This is a genomic window from Pantoea trifolii (assembly GCF_024506435.1).
Lineage (GTDB): Bacteria > Pseudomonadota > Gammaproteobacteria > Enterobacterales > Enterobacteriaceae > Pantoea > Pantoea trifolii.
In genome coordinates this window covers 3,759,231-3,775,617 of the sequence record NZ_JANIET010000001.1, presented here as the reverse complement: position 1 = coordinate 3,775,617, position 16,387 = coordinate 3,759,231, and the positions used below count along the sequence as shown (strand labels likewise).

Annotated in this window: 12 protein-coding genes; 8 read left to right on the top strand and 4 right to left on the bottom strand. The window is 55.3% G+C overall.

From position 1 onward, the window contains the following. Positions 1–5: 5 nt before the first annotated feature. The 3 genes from aroQ to msrP form a co-directional block, all read right to left on the bottom strand. The gene (gene aroQ, locus NQH49_RS17465) at positions 6–458 is read right to left on the bottom strand and encodes a type II 3-dehydroquinate dehydratase (protein WP_256697609.1); all 453 of its coding nucleotides are present in this window, start codon (positions 456–458) and stop codon (positions 6–8) included. 232 nt (positions 459–690) lie between these two features. Then, positions 691–1,293 carry a protein-methionine-sulfoxide reductase heme-binding subunit MsrQ gene (msrQ, locus tag NQH49_RS17460; protein ID WP_256697608.1) on the bottom strand — a complete coding sequence of 201 codons (603 nt, stop codon included), beginning with the start codon at positions 1,291–1,293 and terminating at the stop codon, positions 691–693. Then, on the bottom strand, positions 1,294–2,298 hold the full coding sequence (gene msrP, locus NQH49_RS17455; protein WP_256697607.1) for a protein-methionine-sulfoxide reductase catalytic subunit MsrP: 1,005 nt from the start codon (positions 2,296–2,298) through the stop codon (positions 1,294–1,296). 324 nt (positions 2,299–2,622) lie between these two features. Between msrP and csrD the strand changes: the two genes are divergently transcribed. From csrD to tldD, 8 genes are all read left to right on the top strand, one after another. Beyond that, the gene (gene csrD / locus NQH49_RS17450) at positions 2,623–4,569 is read left to right on the top strand and encodes an RNase E specificity factor CsrD (RefSeq protein ID WP_256697606.1); all 1,947 of its coding nucleotides are present in this window, start codon (positions 2,623–2,625) and stop codon (positions 4,567–4,569) included. Positions 4,570–4,879: 310 nt separating this feature from the next. Continuing rightward, positions 4,880–5,923: a rod shape-determining protein MreB gene (gene mreB, locus NQH49_RS17445; RefSeq protein ID WP_007891976.1), complete on the top strand. Its 1,044-nt coding sequence runs from the start codon at positions 4,880–4,882 to the stop codon at positions 5,921–5,923. Positions 5,924–6,079: 156 nt separating this feature from the next. Continuing rightward, positions 6,080–7,114 carry a rod shape-determining protein MreC gene (gene mreC, locus NQH49_RS17440; protein WP_008101989.1) on the top strand — a complete coding sequence of 345 codons (1,035 nt, stop codon included), beginning with the start codon at positions 6,080–6,082 and terminating at the stop codon, positions 7,112–7,114. Next, a complete protein-coding gene (gene mreD, locus NQH49_RS17435; RefSeq protein ID WP_008101987.1) occupies positions 7,111–7,599 on the top strand; it encodes a rod shape-determining protein MreD in 489 nt (162 codons plus the stop codon). Before mreC ends, mreD begins: the two co-directional genes overlap by 4 nt. An 8-nt stretch (positions 7,600–7,607) precedes the next feature. Further along, positions 7,608–8,201, top strand: coding sequence for a Maf family protein (locus tag NQH49_RS17430; RefSeq protein ID WP_256697605.1), 594 nt, complete (start codon positions 7,608–7,610; stop codon positions 8,199–8,201). After that, on the top strand, positions 8,191–9,660 hold the full coding sequence (gene rng / locus NQH49_RS17425; RefSeq protein WP_061720203.1) for a ribonuclease G: 1,470 nt from the start codon (positions 8,191–8,193) through the stop codon (positions 9,658–9,660). The genes NQH49_RS17430 and rng overlap by 11 nt, the downstream gene beginning before the upstream one ends. A gap of 46 nt (positions 9,661–9,706) precedes the next feature. Further along, positions 9,707–13,525, top strand: coding sequence for an AsmA2 domain-containing protein YhdP (gene yhdP / locus NQH49_RS17420; protein ID WP_256697603.1), 3,819 nt, complete (start codon positions 9,707–9,709; stop codon positions 13,523–13,525). 64 nt (positions 13,526–13,589) lie between these two features. Next, positions 13,590–15,035, top strand: a complete 1,446-nt coding sequence (tldD, locus tag NQH49_RS17415) for a metalloprotease TldD (RefSeq protein ID WP_061720201.1) — start codon at positions 13,590–13,592, stop codon at positions 15,033–15,035. 327 nt (positions 15,036–15,362) lie between these two features. Here the strand turns inward: tldD and aaeR are convergent, their stop codons facing one another. After that, positions 15,363–16,280: an HTH-type transcriptional activator AaeR gene (gene aaeR, locus NQH49_RS17410; protein WP_256697602.1), complete on the bottom strand. Its 918-nt coding sequence runs from the start codon at positions 16,278–16,280 to the stop codon at positions 15,363–15,365. Between the last annotated feature and the right edge of the window lie 107 nt (positions 16,281–16,387).

The window sequence follows — 16,387 nt, the reverse complement described above, 5'->3', positions numbered from 1 at the left end:
TCTGTTTAATTGGAATGTAACAGGCGTTTTACTGCCGTTTGTAAAGCCCACGAGTATCCATCAGCGCCAAGTCCACAGATGACGCCGGCAGATACATCGGAAAGATAGGAGTGATGTCTGAACGGTTCGCGTGCATGCACGTTCGAGAGATGCACCTCAATAAAAGGAATGCTAACCGCCAACAGGGCATCACGCAGTGCAACGCTGGTATGCGTAAACGCAGCAGGATTGATGATGATGTAATCCACGTTGCCGCGGGCTTCGTGAATACGGTCAATCAGCTGGAACTCTGCGTTCGATTGCAAATGACTCAATTTCACATGGTGCTGATCGGCCTGTTGCGTCAGATCGCCGACGATTTGCGCCAGCGTGGTGTGACCATACTTATCAGGCTCGCGCGTTCCCAGTAAATTTAGATTGGGACCGTTCAAAAGCAGTATGTGAAATTTGTGCGCCATCTTGCTGCTATCTCCTGCAATCAGTAAGGCATCGCGTAAAATACCGCGCCATCTTGCGTTTGTCACCCTTGAGGATGAAAAAGAAGACTTCGTTTGCAATAAAGCCGGGCATTATATCCGTTTCGTCGACATTCGCAGCAAAATACTGGTCTTATCTGCGAAGTTGATCGAATGCGGCCCGAAGGCCACACTTTTTAACAGATCTCGCGGGAGGAACACAACCGTGCGGGGATTATCTGGAGAGAAGTTTACGCAACTTATTGTAACGCCACGCTAACAGCGCGATGGCCAGCGCGGCGTAGATTACCGGCTGCGGGGACACGACTTTCACAGACCAAAGATAGTGGATAGGTGCGAGGATCGCGACCAGATAGACGCCGTTGTGCAGCGTTTGCCAGCGACGACCCAGTTTGCGCTGCATGCGTTGAAATGAAGTTATGGCGAGGGCGAAGAGAATCGTCCAGCTGATCATCCCCAGTAACAAATAAGGACGGGAAATCAGCTCGCTGCCGAGTAAACGCAGATGATCGTAACCAAGTTCCAGCAAGTAGTAGCTGGTGAGATGTAAAGTGGCCCAGGCAAAACACCACACGCCGAGCAGGCGGCGGGTCCGAATCAGCAGCGGCTGTTTCAGGTAGCGCGTTAATGGGCTGACCAGCAGCGTGGCAAGCAGCAACTTTAGCGCCATTCTGCCGGTAAAATGCTGGATATCTTTCGCCGGATCGGCGCTCAGCCAGCCCTGACTCGCCGCCATAAACAGATAAACAAACGGCAGAAAAGCCGCCAGATGCAGCACGACTTTTAACGCGGTGATGTGGCGTAAAGTGAGGCGCACTTAATAGTTCTCCCGTAAATCCAGCCCGCGATACAGTGAAGCCACTTCTTTCGCGTAGCCGTTGAACAGCAGCGTAGGTTGGCGATCAACCTTTAGAATGCCGCCCGCGCCAATAAAGCGTTCGGTAGCCTGCGACCAGCGCGGATGATTCACATGCGGGTTCACATTGGCATAGAAACCGTACTCATTGGCGGCGATCTGGCTCCAGGTGGTTGGTGGACGATCGTGCGTCAGCGTGATCTTCACGATCGATTTAATCCCTTTGAAGCCATATTTCCACGGCACGGTCAGGCGAATCGGCGCGCCATTTTGCGGTGGCAGCGCTTTGCCGTATACGCCGGTACTCAGCAGCGTCAGTGGATGCATCGCTTCATCAAGACGCAAGCCTTCTACATAGGGATAATCCAGCCCGCCGCCGATAAAGCGATCTTTCTGACCGGGCATTTGGTCAGGTGCATACAGCGTTTCAAATGCCACATAGCGTGCATTGCTGGTGGGTTCAGCCAGTTTTAGTAGCTTGTTGAGCTCGAAGCCGACCCACGGAATCACCATCGACCAGGCTTCGACGCAGCGCATGCGATAAATGCGTTGTTCCATGGCGAAACGCTTGAAGATGTCATCCATATCCAGCGTGATCGGTTTGGCCACTTCACCTTCAATGCGCAGTTTCCACGGATCGGTTTTTAGCGTGCCGGCATTGGCGGCAGGATCGGCTTTATCCAGACCAAATTCGTAGAAGTTGTTGTAACCCGACACCTTATCAAACGGCGTGAGCGGCAAATCGGCCTGCCATTCGGCCGGTTTAGTGAAATCTAAATCTCTGCCAGCGGGCGCGGGCGGGCGGTTATTACCTTTAAACCAGCTCAACACATCGGCTTGCGCCGTGCCAGGCAAACTGGCTGCTGCTGCGCCTAATCCTAACGCTTTTAGCACCTGACGGCGGCGCATATTAAAGACGCTTTCTGGCGTGACGTCGGCTTCTGTGAGCAAGTGCTTCAGCTTCATGACGTTCTCCTGTGAATAGTAAGTTATTACCAGCATGCTCAACTTCAGTATCAGGCGCGAACTTGCGGGGAAAAATGTGAAATTTCCTGGCGCATCGCCCTCTTTGAGAATAGGACGAAAAAGCCCATAGCAAAGTCAGGCCATCACGGTTTAACGCTATACTCGCGCCGTAGCGCTTATCATGCTGTGTTATGTGCGATTTTGATGCCAGTCTGGCGCTGAATCACACCTTGATTTGTGCTATTTTGCTCAGGTTTGCGCCAGGGGTAAGCGTGGCGCCGACGGATTAACACCGTTCATAACCGCAGTGATGCAGGCACAGGGATGCGATTAACAACTAAATTTTCTGCGTTTATTACCTTATTAAGCTTACTGGCGATGATATTGATGCTGGTGGGCTGCGCTTTTAGTTTTATCTGGCTATCGCAGCAGCGCGTAGAAACGCGGATGCAAACGCTGGCGACTGAAGTGGATAAAGCACTGGCTTCACAATCGCCGCAGGAAATCACGCAGTGGCTGACGCGCATGATGCCGGTGGTCAATGCCGAACAGGTGCAACTGCTGAACGGCGATACGTTAGTGTTCAGTTTAGCCCGCCATGAAAATCCGATGTTAGAAGATGAGCCTAATCGCTTTGTGCAGTTCGATTTGCCCCTGACGCATTCGCCGGGCCTCGAACTGCGCGTGGTGGTGCTGGACCCGGCCAAAACCCTGTTTCGCTCCTTTACCGGCACTTATACGCTGGTGGTCCTGTTTACGGTCGTCGCGATCATGTGCGTGCTGCTGGTCATGACCAACCGCTGGCTCAAGCGGCGCTGGCGGGATATGGAACAGTTAGAAGCGCGCGCCGATCGCATTCTGACCGGTGAACGTCATTCGCAGGGTGACCATGCGGCGGAATGGCCGCCGAAAGCCAGTCGCGCCATCGATGCGCTTCTGGGCGATTTGCAGGAAGCGGGCGAGCAGCGTTTACGCATCGATACCTTAATTCGCACCTTTGCGGCGCAAGATCCGCGTACCGGCCTGAACAATCGTTTGTTCTTTGATAACCAATTGGCGACGTTGCTGGAAGATCAGGAAGATGTCGGCACGCACGGCGTGGTGATGATGGTGCGTCTGCCGGACCTCGATATGCTGCACGAAACCCTCGGCCCAACGCTGGTGGAAGAGTATCTGTTTGACCTGATTAATATGCTGTCGACCTTTGTGCTGCGCTATCCGGGCGCATTGCTGGCACGTTACTTCCGCAGTGATTTCGCCGTCTTGCTGCCGCATCGCACTCTAAAAGAAGCCAACAGCATTGCCGACCAACTGATCAATGCCGTCGATTCACTGCCGCCGATGCGCATGGTCGATCGCGATGATTTGATCCACATTGGCATCAGCGCGTGGCGCAGCGGACAAAGTGTCTCGCAGGTGATGGAAAATGTGGAGATGGCCACGCGGCGTGCGACATTGCAGGGCGGTAATAGTTGGTCGGTTGGCGAAGGCAATACGCTGGACATGGGGCGCGGCAGCGTGCGCTGGCGGACCTTGCTGGAGAATACACTCAATCGTGGTGGCCCGCGTCTGTACCAGAAACCGGCGGTACTGCTGGATGGAAAAGTCCATCATCGCGAATTGCTGACGCGCGTGTTCGATGGCGACAAAGAAGTGGTATCGGCGGAGTTTATGCCGCTGGTGCTGCAGCTGGGTATGACCGACAGCTGGGATCGCCAGCTGGTGGCGCGCATTGCGGCGCTCTCTGAAATGTGGCCGGATGAAACCCTGGCACTACCCGTGAATATTGACTCGCTGTTGCAGCGGCCTTTTCAACGCTGGCTGCAAAAACTGCTGCTGCAGTGCAGCAAATCGCAAAGAAAACGTTTTTTATTTGAACTTGCTGAGGCCGACGTTTGTCAACACATCAGCCGTTTAGTGCCGGTTTTCCATATGTTAACGGCATTTGGCTGTCGCATTGCAGTGGTTCAGGCCGGATTGACGGTGGTGAGCAGCGCCTATATTAAGCAATTCCCGATAGAAGTGATTAAACTTGCGCCGGGTTTGGTACGCAATATTGAACGGCGTACTGAAAACCAGCTGTTTGTGCAGAGTTTGCTGGAAGTGTGTAAGTCATCACCGACACAGGTTTTCGCCGCCGGCGTGCGTACGCGCGCGGAGTGGCAAACGCTGTCGGGATTGGGGGTTTCTGGCGGGCAGGGCGATTTATTTGCGCCCTCGTTGCCGGTCAACAGTAACGTAAAGAAACACTCACAACGTTATCGAATTTAAACCTTCAGCGCGCGAAATGCAGGCTGATGGCTGTTTTTCTCGCTTATTTGTGCCGGAGCGCGCGATGCTGGAGGCTGGAAATGTTAGATTTTATGTCGAAATTTTCCCGCTATCGCCGGGAGAATTTAGGTTAAAACGGCGTGTTAACGCCATTTAACTGCGGCAAAAGACCCTACCATCAGGCCAAAAAAGTATTCAGCGTATTTTTTCACCGAAGCAGAACGTTTTTGCGCCTTGTAGCGGCTTCGCGTGGTTGGTAAAGTAGGCGGATTTTATTTTCCGCCCCCAGCTTGCAGGATTATCCCTTAGTATGTTTAAAAAATTTCGTGGCATGTTTTCCAATGACTTGTCCATTGACCTGGGTACCGCGAATACCCTGATTTACGTGAAAGGACAAGGCATCGTGTTGAACGAGCCTTCTGTGGTTGCTATTCGTCAGGATCGTGCCGGCTCCCCAAAGAGCGTAGCGGCTGTCGGTCATGACGCTAAGCAGATGCTTGGCCGTACGCCGGGCAATATCGCTGCTATCCGTCCTATGAAAGATGGCGTTATCGCCGACTTCTTCGTCACCGAAAAAATGCTGCAGCACTTCATTAAGCAAGTGCATAGCAACAGCTTTATGCGTCCAAGCCCGCGTGTGCTGGTCTGCGTACCGGTGGGTGCGACCCAGGTTGAGCGTCGTGCCATCCGTGAATCTGCACAAGGTGCAGGCGCGCGTGAAGTCTTCCTGATTGAAGAGCCAATGGCTGCGGCGATTGGTGCAGGTCTGCCGGTTTCTGAAGCGACCGGTTCGATGGTGGTTGATATCGGTGGTGGTACCACTGAAGTGGCAGTGATCTCGCTGAACGGCGTGGTTTACTCCTCTTCTGTGCGTATTGGTGGTGACCGCTTCGATGAAGCTATTATTAATTATGTCCGTCGCAACTACGGTTCCCTGATCGGTGAAGCGACTGCGGAGCGCATCAAGCACGGTATCGGTTCTGCTTATCCGGGCGATGAAGTGCACGAGATTGAAGTGCGCGGCCGTAACCTGGCAGAAGGTGTGCCACGTGGCTTTACCCTGAATTCGAACGAGATTCTTGAAGCGCTGCAGGAACCGCTGACCGGTATCGTGAGCGCGGTGATGGTTGCACTGGAACAGTGCCCGCCAGAACTGGCTTCTGACATCTCCGAGCGCGGTATGGTGCTGACCGGTGGTGGCGCATTGCTGCGTAACCTCGATCGCCTGCTGATGGAAGAGACCGGTATTCCGGTGGTCGTGGCAGAAGATCCGCTGACCTGCGTAGCACGCGGCGGTGGTAAAGCATTGGAAATGATCGACATGCATGGCGGCGATTTGTTCAGCGAGGAGTAATTCCTCAACGGCTAAGGCCCTGGTCAAATTGCGCAGGGAATAGCGCCTATGCTGACGCTGCTGCTGCAACGCACGACGGCGAGATGCGTCCAGCCCTGGAGGCGTTGGCTATAAGGCTAACGCTTCTTCCCTGATGTCGAGGAACACGCAGAATTTATGAAGCCGATTTTTAGCAGGGGACCTTCCCTGCAGTTGCGCCTCTTTCTGGCAGTCATTGTGGCTATCGCGATTATTATCGCTGATAGCCGCGTGAGCTCCTTTTCCCAGATCCGCAACTACCTGGACACGTCGGTCAGTCCATTTTATTTTTTGGCCAACGGGCCAAGACAACTTCTTGATGGCGTTTCCGAAACACTGGCGTCACGTCAGCAATTGGAGCTGGAAAATAAAGCACTGCGCCGTGAGCTCTTCCTGAAAAACAGTGACTTGCTGATGCTGGGGCAATATAAGCAGGAAAACGCGCGTCTGCGTGAACTGCTTGGCTCGCCGCTGCGCCAGGATGAGCACAAGATGGTGACGCAGGTGATCTCCACCGGCACCGATCCTTACACCGATCAGGTAGTTATCGACAAGGGCAGCGTAAACGGTGTTTACGAAGGTCAGCCGGTGATCAGTGATAAAGGGGTTGTCGGTCAGGTGGTTGCAGTAGGTCAGGTTACCAGCCGCGTATTGCTGATTTGCGATGCATCGCATGCATTGCCGATTCAGGTGTTGCGTAACGATATTCGCGTGATAGCCGCCGGTAATGGCTGCAGCGAAGATCTGCAGCTGGAACATCTGCCGGGCAACACCGACATTCGCGTCGGCGATGTGCTGGTCACGTCTGGCCTGGGCGGTCGCTTCCCGGAAGGTTATCCGGTTGGCGTGGTCTCCTCGGTGAAAGTCGATACACAGCGTGCTTACACGGTGATTCAGGCGCGTCCAGCGGCTGGCTTGCAGCGTTTGCGCTATCTGCTGCTGCTGTGGGGCGCGGATCGTAACGGCGTAGCACCGATGGCGCCGGACGAAGTGCATCGCGTTGCCAACGAACGTTTGATGCAGATGATGCCGCAGGTTCTGCCGCCAGCAGGCGAAATGGGCCCACCGGCACCGGATACTTTGCAGTCATCGCAGCAAATGGGGCCACCGCAACCCGCTAATAGCAGTCGTTCGCAAGGGAATTCTGCGAACACACGCGGAGGCCAGCCTTGAGTCGATATCGCAGCCAGGGCCGATGGGTTATCTGGCTGTCCTTTCTGATTGCCCTTATCCTGCAAATCATGCCGTGGCCGGAACAGATCTTCATGTTCCGGCCTTCATGGCTGTTGCTGATCCTCATTTACTGGGTGCTGGCGCTGCCGCATCGGGTGAATGTTGGTACCGGTTTTTTCCTCGGTGGCATCATGGATCTGGTGGCAGGCTCAACGCTGGGCGTGCGTGCGCTGGCATTCAGCATCATCGCGTATCTGGTGGCCTTTAAATTTCAGTTATTCCGAAACTTAGCGTTGTGGCAGCAGGCATTAATGGTTATGGTGCTGTCCCTTGCGGTGGATGTGATTGTTTTCTGGGCAGAATTCCTGGTGATCAACGTCTCATTCCGCCCGGAAATCTTCTGGAGTAGTGTGGTCGACGGCGTCCTGTGGCCCTGGCTATTCTTATTGATGAGAAAGATTCGCCGTCAATTCGCTGTTCAGTAAGGAATACTATGATTAGCCTGTACCTCGCATCCGGTTCACCGCGTCGACGTGAGCTGTTAACGCAGCTTGGTCTGCAATTTGAGCGCCTGATTACCCACGTAGAAGAGCAGCGTCAGCCAGAAGAAGCGGCTGAAGTTTACGTGCGTCGTCTGGCGTCAGATAAGGCGCGCGCGGGCGTCGCGGTCGCACCGCAGGATCTGCCGGTGCTGGGTGCCGATACCATTGTGGTGCTGAACGGTGAGGTACTGGAAAAACCGCAGGATACCGCGCACGCCGCCGCGATGCTGAGTAAGCTGTCGGGACACACTCATCAGGTGATGACCGCCGTAGCGCTGGCTGATAAACAGCGTGAACTGGATTGCCTGGTGACCACGGACGTGACCTTCCGCAAGATGACGGCGGAGGAAATTTCGCACTATATCGCCAGTGGCGAGCCGATGGATAAAGCCGGCGCGTACGGAATTCAGGGCCTTGGCGGCAATTTTGTCCGCAAGATTAATGGAAGCTATCACGCCGTAGTGGGATTGCCGCTGGTTGAGACCGGTGAGCTGCTGAGTCATTTTCAGTCACTGCGAGCGTTAAGGGGACAAGATGACGGCTGAACTGCTGGTAAATGTGACACCTTCGGAAACCCGTGTTGCCTACATTGATGGCGGCATTCTGCAGGAAATCCACATTGAGCGCGAAGCACGACGCGGCATCGTGGGCAACATCTATAAAGGACGCGTCAGTCGCGTCTTGCCGGGTATGCAGGCGGCCTTTGTCGATATCGGCATGGAAAAAGCCGCCTTTCTGCACGCGTCCGACATCATGCCGCACACCGAATGCGTGGCGGGTGATGAGAAGAAAAATTTTGTGGTGCGCGACATCGGCGAACTGGTGCGTCCCGGCCAGGATTTGATGGTGCAGGTGGTGAAAGATCCGCTTGGCACCAAAGGCGCGCGCCTTACCACCGACATTACCTTGCCTTCGCGCTATCTGGTGTTCATGCCTGGCGCATCACACGTTGGCGTCTCACAGCGTATTGAGACCGAAGCCGAGCGCGAACGACTGAAAACGGTGGTTGCGGCGCACTGTGACGATCTCGGCGGCTTTATTATTCGTACCGCCGCCGAAGGCATTGGTTCGGAAGAGTTGTCGCAGGATGCCGCTTTCCTGAAACGTTTGTGGACCAAAGTCAGCGAGCGTAAAAAGCGTAATCAGACGCGTTGCCTGCTGTACGGTGAGCTGGCGTTAGCACAGCGCGTACTGCGTGATTTCGCCGGTGCTGCGCTGGATCGCATCCGCGTGGATTCACGTTTGACCTGCGATTTGCTGGTGGAATTCACCAGCGAATACATTCCGGAAATGGCCAGCAAGCTGGAGCTCTACAGCGGTAAGCAGCCGATTTTTGATCTGTTCGATGTTGAGAACGAAATCCAGCGTTCGCTGGAGCGCAAGGTCGAGCTGAAGTCCGGCGGCTATCTGATCATCGATCAAACTGAAGCCATGACCACGGTGGATATCAATACCGGCGCGTTTGTCGGGCACCGCAATCTTGACGAAACCATTTTCAATACCAACATTGAAGCGACGCAAGCTATCGCGCGTCAGCTGCGACTGCGTAATCTCGGCGGCATCATCATTATCGATTTCATCGACATGAGTAACGACGAACATCGCCGTCGCGTGCTGCATTCGCTGGAGAGTGCGCTGAGCAAAGATCGGGTGAAAACCGGCATCAACGGTTTCTCTGCGCTGGGTTTGGTGGAGATGACGCGCAAGCGTACGCGAGAAAGTATTGAACATGTGCTGTGCGCCGATTGCCCGGTGTGCAAAGGGCGCGGCACCTTGAAAACGGTGGAAACCGTCTGCTATGAAATTATGCGTGAAATTGTGCGCGTGCATCACGCCTACGATTCTGACCGCTTCCTGGTGTACGTTTCCCCCGCGGTGGGTGACGCGCTGAAGGGCGAGGAGTCACACGCGCTGGCGGAAGTGGAAATCTTCGTCGGTAAGCAGGTGAAAGTTCATGTTGAACCGCTCTATACCCAAGAGCAGTTTGATGTCGTCATGATGTGATCGTGAGGTTAAGTTCCGTAAGCCAACGGACTGCAAGGAGAGGTGTGTGAGGCGGTTGCCGAGGATTTTGTTACTGCTGCTCGCCGCAATCATCGTAATTGTGGCGCTGCTGGTCAGCGGGTTGCGCCTCGTGATGCCGCACCTTAACAGTTATCGCAGCGATATTCTGCAGACGATCTCACGCGTCAGCGGCGTCACGGTCGATGCCAGCGAACTGCAAGGGAAATGGGAGAATTTCGGCCCGACGCTGCAGGTGCGCGATCTCAACATCTCGATGCAGGAAGATGGTCAACTCACCATCGGCCGCGTCAATCTGGCGCTCAATGTCTGGCAATCGCTGCTGCACTGGCGCTGGCAATTCCGCGATCTCACCTTCTGGCAGCTGCATCTCGAAACCAACCATCCGCTGTTCACCAGCGATGAACAGAAGAACAGCTTCAAACCGGCGCAAATTAACGATCTGTTTTTGCGTCAGTTCGATCACTTCGATCTGCGCGACAGCAGCATCCGTTTTCTGACGCCGTCCGGCCAGCATGCCGAACTGGCGATTCCACGCCTTACCTGGCTGAACGAAAATACCCGTCATCGCGCGGAAGGCGAAGTGAGCCTCTCCAGCTTTACCGGCCAGCATGGCGTGGTGCAGGTGCGGCTTGATCTGAACGACAGCAACGGTTTACTCAGCGATGGCCGCATCTGGATGCAGGCCGATGATGTTGATGTGCGGCCGTGGATTGGCCCGTGGCTGCGTGACAACACCAGCCTTGAAAGCGCGCGTTTCAGTCTGGCTGCGTGGGCGAATTTGCGTGATGGCGATCTCTACGCCGGTGATTTGCTGCTGAGCAAAGGCGGCGCGCGCTGGCGCGGCGAGCAGGGCGATCATCAATTGCAGGTCGATGGCTTAACCGCGCACTTGTCGCGCTACCAAAATGGCTGGAGCCTTTCGGTACCGCAAACGCGACTGAGCACCGACGGCATCGCATGGGCGCCGGGGCATTTTTCTCTGCTGTGGAAGCCGGAAGATAAGCAGATGCTCGGCGCCAACAGTGCGGCGGAAGTGCGCGTGCGTGCCACCCAACTCGACTTAGAACGTCTGGCGCCGATCGTGCCGCTGTTTAAGCCACTTTCCCCCACTTTGCTGGATAACTGGCGTTCGCTGCAACCGCGCGGCCACATTGATGCGCTGGCGCTGGATATCCCGTTGCAGCAGCCGGAGCAAACGCGTTTGCAGGCGAAGTGGCGCGATCTCGCCTGGCAACAGTGGGAATTGCTACCGGGTATCAGCAATCTCAGCGGTAGCGCCAGCGGCAGCTTAAACAACGGTTTGCTGGATGTGGCGATGGGCCAGGCGGAAGTACCGTACGGCGATATGTTTCAGGCTCCGCTGCAGATTAAACAGATCACTGGCCAGCTTAACTGGCTGCGTGATGCCAACGGCTTAACGCTGGATGGACATCAGCTGGATGTGCAGGCGCGCTCGCTGTGGGCACGCGGCGATTTCCGCTACCAGCAGAATTTGGGGACCGCGCCGCGCCTTGATATTCTCGCCGGGATTCGTGTCACCAATGCCGGCGATGCGTGGCGCTACTTCCCGCAGCAGCTGATGGGCCACGATCTTACGCACTATCTCAGCGACGCGATTAAAGGCGGGCAAGTGGATAACGCCACGCTGCTGTTTGCTGGCGATCCCGCGCTATTCCCGTTTAAGCACAATGACGGCATGTTTGAAGTTTGGGTACCGCTGCGTAACTCCACCTTCCAGTTCCAGCCCGGCTGGCCTGCACTGGAAAATCTCGACATCAATCTCGACTTCCTCAACAACGGTTTGTGGATGAGAGCCGATCAAACCAAACTCGGCGAAGTTGATGCGCGCAACGTCAGCGCGGTGATCCCGGATTACCTGAAAGAGAAGTTGATTATCGATGGCGATATCAGCGGCGAAGGCAAAAAAATCGCCGACTATTTCGAGCAAACGCCACTGAAACCAACACTCGGCGCGGCGTTGCAGGAGTTGCAGATTGGCGGCAATGTGCGCGGCAAACTCAATCTCGATATTCCGCTGGATGGCGAGCAGGTGCATGCCAGCGGCAATGTGGTGCTGAACAACAACACACTGCATATCAAACCGTTAAAAACCACGCTGAACAATCTCACCGGCCGCTTCCGTTACAACAACGGCAATCTGGAGAGTGAAGAGTTGCAAGCCAATTGGTTCGGGCAGCCAACCGGGGTGAGTTTTAGTACGCAAGAGAATCCCAACGACTTTGGCGTGAACGTCAAGCTGTTGGGCGATTGGCAGCCAGGTAAACTCAAGGTGCTGCCGGACGCCATCACGCGTCAGTTAGGTGGCTCTTTACCGTGGCAGGGCAATGTCGACATCACGTTGCCGCACAAAGGTGGCGCGACTTACAAAGTTGCACTGCAAGGCGAGGGCAAAGCAGTAAGTAGTCACTTACCTGCACCGCTGGATAAAGCGGCCGGTGAAGCGATGCCGATTACTATCAATGCGGAGGGCGATCTCAAAGGCTTTACCTTGAGCGGTAGCGTACGCGATCACCATCGTTTCAATAGCCGCTGGATTCTGGAGCCGCAGCTGCGCGTTGATCGCGGTATCTGGCTTAACGATGCGAAAAGCACACCGAAGCTGCCGGAAAAACGCGGCATGGAGCTGAATCTCCCGCCGCTGGATGGCGAAGCCTGGATGGGGATGATGGCTGGCGCGGGCAGTTCACGCAGTGCGCAGGGCGAGCCTGAAGTGGGCGGCGCATTGCTGCCTGGCGATTTTATTCTGCGGACACCGGCGCTGACGCTGGGTGGTCAGCAGTGGCACGACGTTAACGCCACCGTCACGCAGGGCGCAGGCGGCAACACGCGTTTGCAGCTGGAGAGCCGTGAAGCACGCGGCAGTTTGCAGACGGCGCAGCAGTCACCGTGGCAGATCAACCTGAGCTATCTTTACTACAATCCTGAATGGACTGAGAAAAGCGATGGAAAATCATCGCCGTTTGGCGGCAACAGCAGCAACATCAACTTCAGTAGTTGGCCAGCATTGCAGCTTAACTGTGATGAATGCTGGCTGCGCGGACAGAAATTCGGTCACATGCAGGCGAAGCTGCAGCCGAAAGGCGATACGTTAGCACTTACTAACGGTTCGATTGATTCTGGCAGCTCGAAGCTCAACGTGGCGGGTGAATGGGTGAATAAACCCGGCGATCAGCGCACTTCGCTGAAGGGCAGCCTGAGCGGTGACAATATCAATGACGCCGCCAACTGGTTTGGCATGAACACGCCGCTGCGCGACGCACCGTTCAAACTCGATTACGATCTGCATTGGCGTTCTGCGCCGTGGCAACCCTCGGTCGAGACGCTGAGCGGTACGCTGAAAAGCCACTTTGGCAAAGGCCAGATCGCCGATGTTAATACCGGTCGCGCGGGACAGTTGCTGCGTCTGTTTAGCTTCGATGCCTTGCTACGTAAGATGCGCTTCGATTTCAGCGACACCTTTAGTGATGGTTTCTATTTCGATTCGATTAACGGCACCGCATGGATTGAAAACGGCGTGATGCGCACCGATAACCTGCTGGTGGATGGCCTGGAAGCGGATATCGCCATGAAGGGCAACATCGATTTGGTGAAGCGTCAGATCGATATGGAAGCGGTGGTCGCCCCGGAAATCTCCGCCTCGGTCGGCGTCGCCACCGCCTTTGTGATCAATCCGGTGGTTGGCGCAGCTGTGTTCGCCGCCAGTAAAGTGCTGGGGCCGCTGTGGAATAAGATTTCGCTGCTGCGTTATCACATCAGCGGACCGCTGGATAAGCCGGAAATCAATGAAGTACTGCGCAAACCGCGCGTAGACGATAAGAAGTGAATTTGACGCCGTCGGGTAATTGCCGCAGGCTATGACTATCCGAGCACATAATGAGTGAGAAACGATGACTCTGAATCTGGTAAGTGAGCAGTTGCTAACTGCGAACAGCATTAATCAGCAGGACCTTTACTCCCTGTTAGGGCAGCTTTCAGAACGTCGTCTGGATTATGCCGATCTCTATTTCCAGTCCAGTTTCCACGAATCCTGGGTGCTGGAAGACAAAATTATTAAAGATGGTTCTTACCACATCGATCAGGGCGTGGGCGTCCGCGCCGTCAGCGGCGAGAAAACCGGTTTTGCTTATGCTGACCAGATTTCCCTGAATGCACTGCGTCAGTCGTCTGAAGCGGCGCGCAGCATTGTGCGTGAACAAGGCAACGGTAAAGCGCACACCTTGTCGGCAGTCCTGAACCGTTCGCTGTATGCGCCCGTCAATCCGCTGGATAGCCTGACGCGTGAAGACAAAATTGCCCTGCTGCATCGCGTCGATAAAGTGGCGCGTGCTGCCGATCCGCGCGTGCAGGAAGTGAATGCCAGCCTGAGCGGCGTCTACGAACAAGTGCTGGTGGCGGCAACTGACGGTACGCTGGCAGCAGATATTCGTCCGCTGGTGCGTCTGTCCATCAGCGTGCAGGTGGAAGATCAGGGTAAACGGGAGCGTGGCTCAAGCGGCGGCGGTGCGCGTACCGGTTATGAATTCTTCCTCGCCGACGAGAGCGGTGATGTGCGTGCCGATGCCTGGGCGCGCGAAGCGGTGCGTATGGCGCTGGTCAATCTCTCCGCCGTGGCGGCACCCGCTGGCATGTTGCCGGTGGTGCTGGGCGCAGGCTGGCCGGGCGTGTTGCTGCATGAAGCGGTCGGGCATGGTCTGGAAGGTGACTTCAACCGTCGTGCGACGTCGGTATTCAGCGGCAAAATGGGCCAGCTGGTGGCTTCAGAGCTGTGTACCGTGGTTGACGATGGCACCATTGAAGGTCTGCGCGGTTCGCTGGCGGTCGATGATGAAGGCGTGCCGGGCCAGTACAATATGCTGATTGAAAATGGCGTGCTGAAAGGCTACATGCAGGACAAGTTGAATGCGCGTCTGATGGGCGTCAATCCAACCGGCAACGGTCGCCGTGAATCTTACGCGCACCTGCCAATGCCGCGTATGACCAACACTTACATGCTGGCGGGTAAATCGACGCCGCAAGATATCATTGAAAGCGTGGAGTACGGCATTTACGCGCCGAACTTTGGTGGCGGCCAGGTTGATATCACGTCCGGCAAGTTTGTGTTCTCCACCTCAGAAGCTTACCTAATCGAGAAAGGCAAAGTGACTACGCCAGTCAAAGGTGCCACGCTGATTGGCTCTGGCATTGAAGCGATGCAGCAGATCTCGATGGTTGGCAACGATCTGGCGCTGGATAAAGGCGTCGGCGTATGCGGTAAAGAGGGACAAAGCGTGCCGGTTGGCGTGGGCCAGCCAACGCTGAAGCTGGATAAAATCACCGTAGGCGGCACCGCCTAAACTTGTAGGGTCGCCATTCATGGCGACCTTGGTGCGTCGCTGCCAGAACCACGCTGGGTTGTGGCGGTCCTCGCGCCGCTTACGCGGTGCCTTCACGCCGTTCGGCAGCCTTACGGACCGGCTCAGACGGGGCTTCCTGCCCCGGCTTCGCCTTAAGTTCGCGTCCTGCGAGCTTATCCTGGCCGCCTCACTCTGTTCAGCGCTGCGGATTGCCACAACCCAGCGCGGCTCAGTCAGCTTTTCAACATTTGTGCAGTGTTAGATCAATTCAAAGTTTTCACTATCCAGCAGCAGACGTTGCAGCTCCCGCTCTAAACACAAAACAAATCAACCCTTCCGATGCTGCTGATACTGCTGCGCCACCTGCTTAAAATACTCGGTCAGATAATCAATACAGACCTGCACTTTCAGCGGCAGCTTATCTTTCTCGGTATAGAGCGCATACACCGGGCGCGGCTCCGAGTGATATTGCGGGAACAGAATATCGATTTCCCCCGTACTGATCTCATCAATCACCCACATCAACGGCACATAAGCGATACCGCAACCTGCTTTTAGCCAGCGAATCAGCGTCTGCGAATCGTTGGTGACGAAACGGCCCTGCGGCGTCAGGCGCGTCACCAATCCTTCCGGCGCAACCAGTTCAAACGTGTTATCCGGGCGCACGCTGTATTCCAGCCAGGAAAAATTATCGATCTCGCCGGGTTTCTCTGGCGTGCCGTGCTGCGCCAGATAGCTCTTCGCCGCGCACACCACCATCGGCATCGCGCCCAGCCGACGCGAGAACAAGTTCGAATCCTGTAACGCACCCACGCGCACCACCAAATCCAACCCGTTGGCGATCAGATCAGGTGCAGGAATGCCCGTCACCAGATTGACGCTCAAACCCGGATATTCGCGTAACATTTCGCTGGTCATCGCCGATAACACATTTTGCGCCATCGTTGATGAGCAGCCGATGCGTAGAATACCGATCGGCGTGTTGTTAAAGGCGTACAGCTGCTCGTGCACCTGCGATGCCTCGGCTAACATGCGGCGACAGCCCTGAAAATAGATCTTTCCGGCTTCGGTCAGACCAATGCTGCGCGTGCTGCGATTAAGCAGTTTGACCTGTAACTCATCTTCCAGTTTGGCAACAATCTGGCTGATAGACGAAACGCTAAGCTGTAGCTGGCGCGCTGCGGCGGTAAATGAACCCAATTCAACCACTTTGGCGAAAATGGACATGCTTTTAAGTCGATCCATTGTTTACTCTGGCTAAAAAGTGATTTAGCTCACAATATGTAGAAAACGTATAGTCAAGCGCGTTACTATACGCGTCGCTGGGTCTCTTCACTGCACCTGTACATGGC